Origin of the sequence: Hydrogenimonas sp. (assembly GCF_029932565.1) — a bacterium.
In the GTDB taxonomy this organism is placed as follows: Bacteria; Campylobacterota; Campylobacteria; order Campylobacterales; family Hydrogenimonadaceae; genus Hydrogenimonas.
In genome coordinates, this window is record NZ_JAOZPV010000087.1 from 1 (window position 1) to 6,467 (window position 6,467).

Annotated in this window: 10 protein-coding genes; 3 read left to right on the plus strand and 7 right to left on the minus strand. The window is 50.0% G+C overall.

Annotated features, from left to right (window positions below; genetic code table 11):
• Nucleotides 1-64 precede the first annotated feature (64 nt).
• Nucleotides 65-781, plus strand: coding sequence for an OmpA family protein (locus Q1K24_RS08685; protein WP_300368951.1), 717 nt, complete (start codon nucleotides 65-67; stop codon nucleotides 779-781).
• A 45-nt stretch (nucleotides 782-826) separates the two neighbouring features.
• On the opposite strand, the gene Q1K24_RS08690 is transcribed toward Q1K24_RS08685, so the two are convergent.
• On the minus strand, nucleotides 827-1,267 hold the full coding sequence (locus Q1K24_RS08690; RefSeq protein ID WP_300368954.1) for a DoxX family protein: 441 nt from the start codon (nucleotides 1,265-1,267) through the stop codon (nucleotides 827-829).
• A 135-nt stretch (nucleotides 1,268-1,402) separates the two neighbouring features.
• Here Q1K24_RS08690 and Q1K24_RS08695 point away from each other — a divergent pair, with 135 nt between their 5' ends.
• On the plus strand, nucleotides 1,403-1,804 hold the full coding sequence (locus tag Q1K24_RS08695; protein WP_300368957.1) for a rhodanese-like domain-containing protein: 402 nt from the start codon (nucleotides 1,403-1,405) through the stop codon (nucleotides 1,802-1,804).
• 30 nt (nucleotides 1,805-1,834) lie between these two features.
• On the opposite strand, the gene Q1K24_RS08700 is transcribed toward Q1K24_RS08695, so the two are convergent.
• The 6 genes from Q1K24_RS08700 to pyrC form a co-directional block, all read right to left on the minus strand.
• The gene (locus tag Q1K24_RS08700) at nucleotides 1,835-2,290 is read right to left on the minus strand and encodes a hypothetical protein (RefSeq protein WP_300368960.1); all 456 of its coding nucleotides are present in this window, start codon (nucleotides 2,288-2,290) and stop codon (nucleotides 1,835-1,837) included.
• Between the two features lie 9 nt (nucleotides 2,291-2,299).
• Nucleotides 2,300-2,677: a biopolymer transporter ExbD gene (locus Q1K24_RS08705; protein ID WP_300368965.1), complete on the minus strand. Its 378-nt coding sequence runs from the start codon at nucleotides 2,675-2,677 to the stop codon at nucleotides 2,300-2,302.
• Between the two features lie 134 nt (nucleotides 2,678-2,811).
• Nucleotides 2,812-3,252, minus strand: a complete 441-nt coding sequence (exbB, locus tag Q1K24_RS08710) for a TonB-system energizer ExbB (protein ID WP_300368968.1) — start codon at nucleotides 3,250-3,252, stop codon at nucleotides 2,812-2,814.
• A 22-nt stretch (nucleotides 3,253-3,274) separates the two neighbouring features.
• Entirely contained in the window at nucleotides 3,275-4,120 is an 846-nt protein-coding gene (locus Q1K24_RS08715) for a HAMP domain-containing sensor histidine kinase (protein ID WP_300368971.1), read from the minus strand.
• A 15-nt stretch (nucleotides 4,121-4,135) separates the two neighbouring features.
• The gene (locus Q1K24_RS08720) at nucleotides 4,136-4,792 is read right to left on the minus strand and encodes a response regulator transcription factor (protein WP_300368974.1); all 657 of its coding nucleotides are present in this window, start codon (nucleotides 4,790-4,792) and stop codon (nucleotides 4,136-4,138) included.
• Nucleotides 4,782-5,792 carry a dihydroorotase gene (gene pyrC, locus Q1K24_RS08725; protein ID WP_300368977.1) on the minus strand — a complete coding sequence of 337 codons (1,011 nt, stop codon included), beginning with the start codon at nucleotides 5,790-5,792 and terminating at the stop codon, nucleotides 4,782-4,784. The genes Q1K24_RS08720 and pyrC overlap by 11 nt, the downstream gene beginning before the upstream one ends.
• Nucleotides 5,793-5,851: 59 nt before the next feature.
• Between pyrC and Q1K24_RS08730 the strand changes: the two genes are divergently transcribed.
• The coding region (locus Q1K24_RS08730; RefSeq protein ID WP_366903817.1) for a DedA family protein at nucleotides 5,852-6,467 on the plus strand (616 nt) is incomplete at its 3' end.

The following is a 6,467-nucleotide window of genomic DNA, read 5'->3' on the forward strand; positions in this document are numbered from 1 at the left end:
TATTTACGATGAGTTCACACTAAATCGTTATAATATGGCAAATTTTTCAATATAGGAGCCAATCATGAAAAAGAGTTATCATAAAATTATCGGGATCTCACTGGCAGCCGCTTTGACCTTCGGTGGATGCGCCTCCAAAAACGAGATGCCGAACCAGGGAGAAAAGACACAGCAGGGTGCTCTGATCGGGGCTCTGGCAGGAGCCGCTCTCGGTGCAGCAGTCAGCAAAGGACACCGCGGAGAAGGCGCGCTGATCGGAGCCGCAGCCGGTGCGGCCGTGGGAGGAGTCATCGGCTACAATCTCGACAAACAGGCACAGGAAGTCGCCGACTCGATGAATACGAATGTCAGCCAAAACGAAAAAGAGGCGGCCAAATATCAGGATATCATCGTCACCAAACACGAGAATTACGTCAAAATCACTTTCAAAAGCACGATGATGTTCAGGACGAACGAAGCCGATCCGACTCCCGAAGCGCGCGAAAAGATCGGTCGGCTTGTCGATGTGTTGAAAAATTATCCTTCGACGATCGTCCAGGTTGTCGGACACACGGATAGCCGCGGCAGTTACGATTACAATCTCAAACTCTCGCAAAAACGTGCTTTCAGTGTCGCAAACCTCCTGAAAAATCTTGGTGTACAGAATCGCATCTATGCCCGAGGCTGCTCGTTCAATAAGCCGCTCGTCCCAAACGACTCGCCCACCAATATGGCAATTAACCGCCGAGTCGAAATCTATCTCTATCCGAATGAGGAATCGGTTATCGACGCGTGCCGCTGATAGCTCGCATAACGGAGAGTCGATCGGCGAATTTAGAGATGGGTTCTACGCATCCTCTTTGAAAAGGAGACGGTCCAGACTGAAACGTCCCGGGCCGTGCGCCACCAGTGCGAACAGCATGATCATATAGTAGAGCGGAATTTCGAATCCGTTGTTCCCTGCTGAAAAACCGTGTGGCAGGTGGACCGTCACGATGGCCACGACCATTACGACGATCAGAGGCAGGGATATGAGACGCGTTAAAAATCCGAGCGTTAGCAAAACGACGCCTGTCAGCTCCGTCGCCGCTGCCATATAGGCATTGAGTGTCGGAAACGGTATACCTATCGACCCGAACCATTCCGCTACGGCGGAGATATCGTTCCACTTCATCATTGCAGGTTCGTAAAAACCGTATGCGAGAATCAGACGGAGAAAAAAGAGCGAAAGGCTTTTGAAGTAGCCCGACGCTCTTGAAAACCCGATATAGAGCGGCGTGAGTGCCATGTCGTCCTCCTTGAGATACGACAATGCTATCACCCATTTGTGCAAACAGTGTGTACAACCCCCGCCGGTCTTGAAAGTTAAGTAAGATTATTATAGAATTTTGATATAGAAAGACTCAACAAAAAGGAGGGTATTATGACAACATTGGATCAGAACATCGTGGAACGCATCGACGAGGCAATCAAACGCGACAAAGAGAAGTTGGATCTAGGCAATGTCAATATGGAAAAAACGATTGAGCTGATAAAAGAAGTAGGCGCCGTACTGCTCGACGTTCGACCACCGGCGAAAGTGAAGGGAGAAAATGCGGAAGAAGCCGATATTCCGAATGCCTACTACACTCCCTATACAGAGTTCACCACCTATCTCGACATTCTGCCACAGGACAAAACGACGCCGATCGTCGTGACATGTCTGAAAGGATGGTTTGCAAACCGGGTAATGGGATATCTTGAAGCACTCGGTTATGAAAATGTGTATGTTCTCGGGGCCAATATCGAAGATCTTATCGCGGCGCATAAAGCCCATACCAAATAGTACGAGCCGTCCTGCATATGGACGGCTTTTTCAGTTCGAAAGAATCGAAAAATCGATGGAAGGGTAGATTTTCCTCAGTGTCGAAACCTCTTTCTCAAAATAATCCCGCTCTTCAACCCCGTTTGTAAATTGCGATAGATACTGTTTCGCCTTTTCCGGATTGTCCATAATCGTCATCGCCTGGGCTGCATAACCGGCGGCAAAAGTCTGCCCCTGTTTCAACGCTTTTATCGCGGCATCGAACGCCTTTTGGGGTTTTCCTGCCAGCAGGTAATACCAGGCAGCTTTCGCCGACGCTCCGTCGATGTCGACGATTTTGGCATACTCCTCACACAGATGCTGTCTGCTCATATCTCCCTGTTTCGCGACATAGTAGTCGCACTGCAGCATCAACTTGCCCGCGCCGCAGCCTTTGCATGACGGATCGAGGGCAAAAACCTGAAGCGGCAGAACGGCCAGGATCCACGCTGTCAATATAATTTTCATAGAATACCTTTACTGCTTGGTTTCGATACTGACTTTCTCGAACCCTTTCGATTTGAGAAGATCGATCACTTTCACGAAATTCTGAAACTGACTTTTCGCATCGCTCTTGATGATCAGTGCATCCTTTTTCGGGTCGAGTGTCATAATCTTCGCTTTGAGCGCATCAAAAGCCATCTTTTTGTCTTCGAAGTAGAAATTGCCGTTTTTGTCGATGACGATACTCTGCATCTTGTCGATGGGCGCACTCGTGCTGCTCGCTTCCGGCAGATCGACGGGGATCGACCCTTTGCTGACGAACGACGCACTGGTGAGAACAATGACGAGCAGCACGAGCATGATATCGATGAAAGGAAGAACATTGATCTGGTCGAACTTTTTGATTTTCATAAAACCATATCTCCTTTCTTCACGAACAAGTCCGTGAAGAAATTCCTCTCACTGAAGCTTCACCGGTCGGCGAGACGCTGCGCGGGCACTTTCTCTCTCTCATCCACCCAGCACTCAAAACCCAATACTCAACACTAAATTTCTCCCCGCCGTTTCATCATCTCCCATCGGGCGACGAGGATCTCGACTTTGCGTCCCAACATGTTGTAGAACCATACCACCGGAATGGCCACCAGAATACCTCCGGCCGTCGTTTTCAGCGCCAGTGCCAGACCGACCATGATATCCTTGGTTTCGACGAGCCCGCTCTGTCCGATCGTAATGAAGGTGACCATGATCCCCATGACCGTTCCGAGAAGACCGATAAATGGCGCATTTGCTCCGATCGAAGCGATCATCGTCAGATTTTCTCCCAACGCGATTTCAAGCTCCTCTTTTTCGTCGAAGCTCCGCAGATCGACATGACGGTAATAGAAGTAGCGTTCCAATATAAGCCATAGTGCAATCACGCTCATCAATCCCAACAACCCGATAAAGCCATAATCGACGATATCGGCCATTTTTGTCGTATTCATTATCCATAAATCCTTACTTTGTCTATTCGTGCGCTACCGATGCAAAATCGAGTCGAAATGTCGTGCCTTCATCCACTTTCGAATCGATTTTGATGGCAATCCCGTGTTCGTCACAGAATGTCTTGACGATGTGCAGCCCGATGCCATAACCGGAAGCGCTCAGATCACTCTGGTAATACCGATCAAAAATATGAAAAAGTGCTGTCTCATCCATCCCGATACCGCTGTCCCGCACGACAAACCATCCATTCTCGATCGACACATCCACTCTCCCTTTTTCCCGATTGTATTTGATCGCATTGGAGATCAGATTGTCGATCGCCTTTTGGCATCCGCGTCTGTCGGCTGTAATCGGGAATCGACTTGGAAAGTATTGTATCGAAATATCGCCTTTGATGTCGTCCATCTTGTGAATACTCGACTGAATCACTTCATCCAGATCGAATGTTTCCCGTTCGACGGAGCCGATCTCTTTTTTGATGAAATAGTCGAGATCTTCGTAAAGCTCTCCCAGATTTTCCGCCGACTTTTCGATACGCTGAAGACGTGTGACCTTTTTCGGATCATCCTCGTTTCGCTTCAGCATCGAAACATTCGCAAAAATCGTGGAAAGCGGAATATTGAGTTCGTGAAGCGTATCTTTGAGGAGTTTGTCGAGCAGATCGTTCGTGATGAAAAGCGGCTCGAGCGCCACTTTGGAGAGGATATATCCGAACAGTACGGAGAGCGGCAGAAGCATGAGCGTAACGATCAGGAAATTCTCGTTGCTGTATCCGAAATTCTCGAATACGACCCACATCAACACCGCCATCGCGACGAAGGTCACGACATAAAATAGCAGGACTTTTGCGATCTGTTTACGTTTCAAAACCGTGATCCATTCCTACGCATCGAAACAGTAACCGACACCCCGGATATTTTTGATACTCTCTCTGCCGAAAAGCTGCTTGAGTTTGTTGATATAGACACGAAGCACACCGGTCCCCGGATTCTCTTCGCCGTATATCTCCTGCAATATCTCCTCGGTATTCACCACTTCACCCCGGTTCCGAAGCAGAAGACCCAGTAGTTCCGCCAGTTTTTTCGGAAGCTGTACCGGCTCGTTTCCTCTGTACAACACGAGCCTCTCCATATCGAAACGATACTCGCCAATCTCTATTTTCTGGGTCTTCTGCTGACGACGGAGCTGCGCTTCGATGCGTAGCAGCAACTCATCCAGATCGATCGGTTTTTTCATATAGTCGTCGGCCCCGCTGTGAAATCCCCTGGCAAGGGCCTCTTTGTCACGGGCGGAGGTGATATAGATGGCCGGCGTTCTGTCTCCACTTTCCCGCAGCTGTTTCAACAGATCGAAACCGTTGAGTTCGGGCACGTTGACATCGAGAAGGTAGAGATCGAATTCATCATCTTCGTAAACCGCTTCGATAGCCGGTTTCGCAGAGAGAAAATGGATGACATCGTACCCCTCCCCTTCCAGAAAGTCGACAAGCGTCTCTCCGAAAAGTCTGTCATCCTCGAGCAGCAGCAGTTTACCCGACACTCACGATTCTCCATTCAAGGCTTTGACCGGCAAACATCGGAACGACCGTGCCTTCGTAAATATCCGGAACGAGCCATGGTGTCTTCTCGAGCACCACCTCTTTGACGGGCGGCACGATGCCGTAAATGCGTTGGGCATTGCCGCTGACGAATGCCTGGAGATTGTCGAGCGCATCGTGACGATCGAACAACTGTGCGAGTGCCTGCAGCGCGATGGGAGCCGTAAAGACACCGGCTGCACATCCCGGTGCCTCTTTTTTGTCACGCGGATGCGGTGCCGAATCGGACCCAAACATCACTTTCGGATGGGCTTTGAGTGCCGCGTTCAGCAGTGCGGTACGATCCTCCGGACGTTTGGCGATCGGTTTGCAGAAAAGATGGGGCTGCAGAAGTCCGCCGGCGACATCGTCGAGGGTGATGTAGAGATGGTGCAGGGTGATCGTGGCATAGAGATTTTCATATCGGTCGAGTGCTTCGACCGCATCCTTCGTCGTGATGTGTTCCATGACGATGGTCAGATCGGGAAAATTCTGCGCCAGCATTTCGTAAACCGGTATGAATTCCGCCTCACGATCCATGACGAATCCGCCCGTTTCGCCATGCACACAAAGCGGAATACCGAGATCGCTCATCGCACCGAGCACCGGTGAAAGTTCTCCGAGATCGAAACCGCTCACCCCTCCTTCGGAATTGGTCGTGATACCAGCCGGATAGAGTTTGATGGCAAGTATCTCTTCCCTGACCGATTCTAAAAACTCTGGCGAATAGTCCGATTTGAAGAAGAGAGTCATGTAGGGAAGAAACCGATGTCCGGCCTGTGCTTCTAAAATCCTTTCACGATAGGCGCAAACCGCCTCTTTCGTCGTTACGGGCGGCACGAGGTTCGGCATAATGAGGCCGGCTGCAAACGTTTCGGCACTCAGAGGCGCAACGATGTCGAGCATATCCCCGTCCCGAAGATGCAGATGCATATCGAGCGGGGAGTCGAGTGAAATGACCATGTTCAACCCTTATGTTCTTTTTCGGTATTATACCGCCATTGCGTTACAAGGATGTTAATTTGCACGAAATCGTCAACTGGATCGTAGAAACGGTGGGAGCGATGGGATACCTGGGTATCTTTATCATGATGTTTCTGGAGAGCTCTTTTTTCCCGTTTCCAAGTGAAGTGGCCATGATTCCGGCAGGCTACCTCGCAAGCAAAGATGAGATGAACCTGGCCGCCGCGTTTCTGGCAGGAGCCGGAGGATCGCTGGCAGGCGCCATTTTCAACTACGCGCTGGGGCACAAACTCGGACGTCCATTTCTCATCAAATATGGCAAATATCTCTTACTCAAACCGCGAACGATCGACAAAACCGAAGAGTTTTTTGAAAAGTATGGGCCGGCAAGCACATTCTGGGGGCGTCTGCTCCCCGGTATACGCCAGTACATCTCGTTGCCTGCCGGTATCGGAAAAATGCCGCTGCTCGGATTCAGCATCTACACTTTCCTGGGTGCGGGCATCTGGTGCGCCGTTCTGCTGGCACTCGGATACATTTTCGGTCAGCATGAAGAGGAGATTCAGGAGGTTCTGCATTACCTTATCGCCGCCATCATTCTGATGGTCATCGGAGTCTTTTACTACTACCGTCGGAAAAACAAAAAGATCGAAGAGGCGTTTATCGAAGAACTGG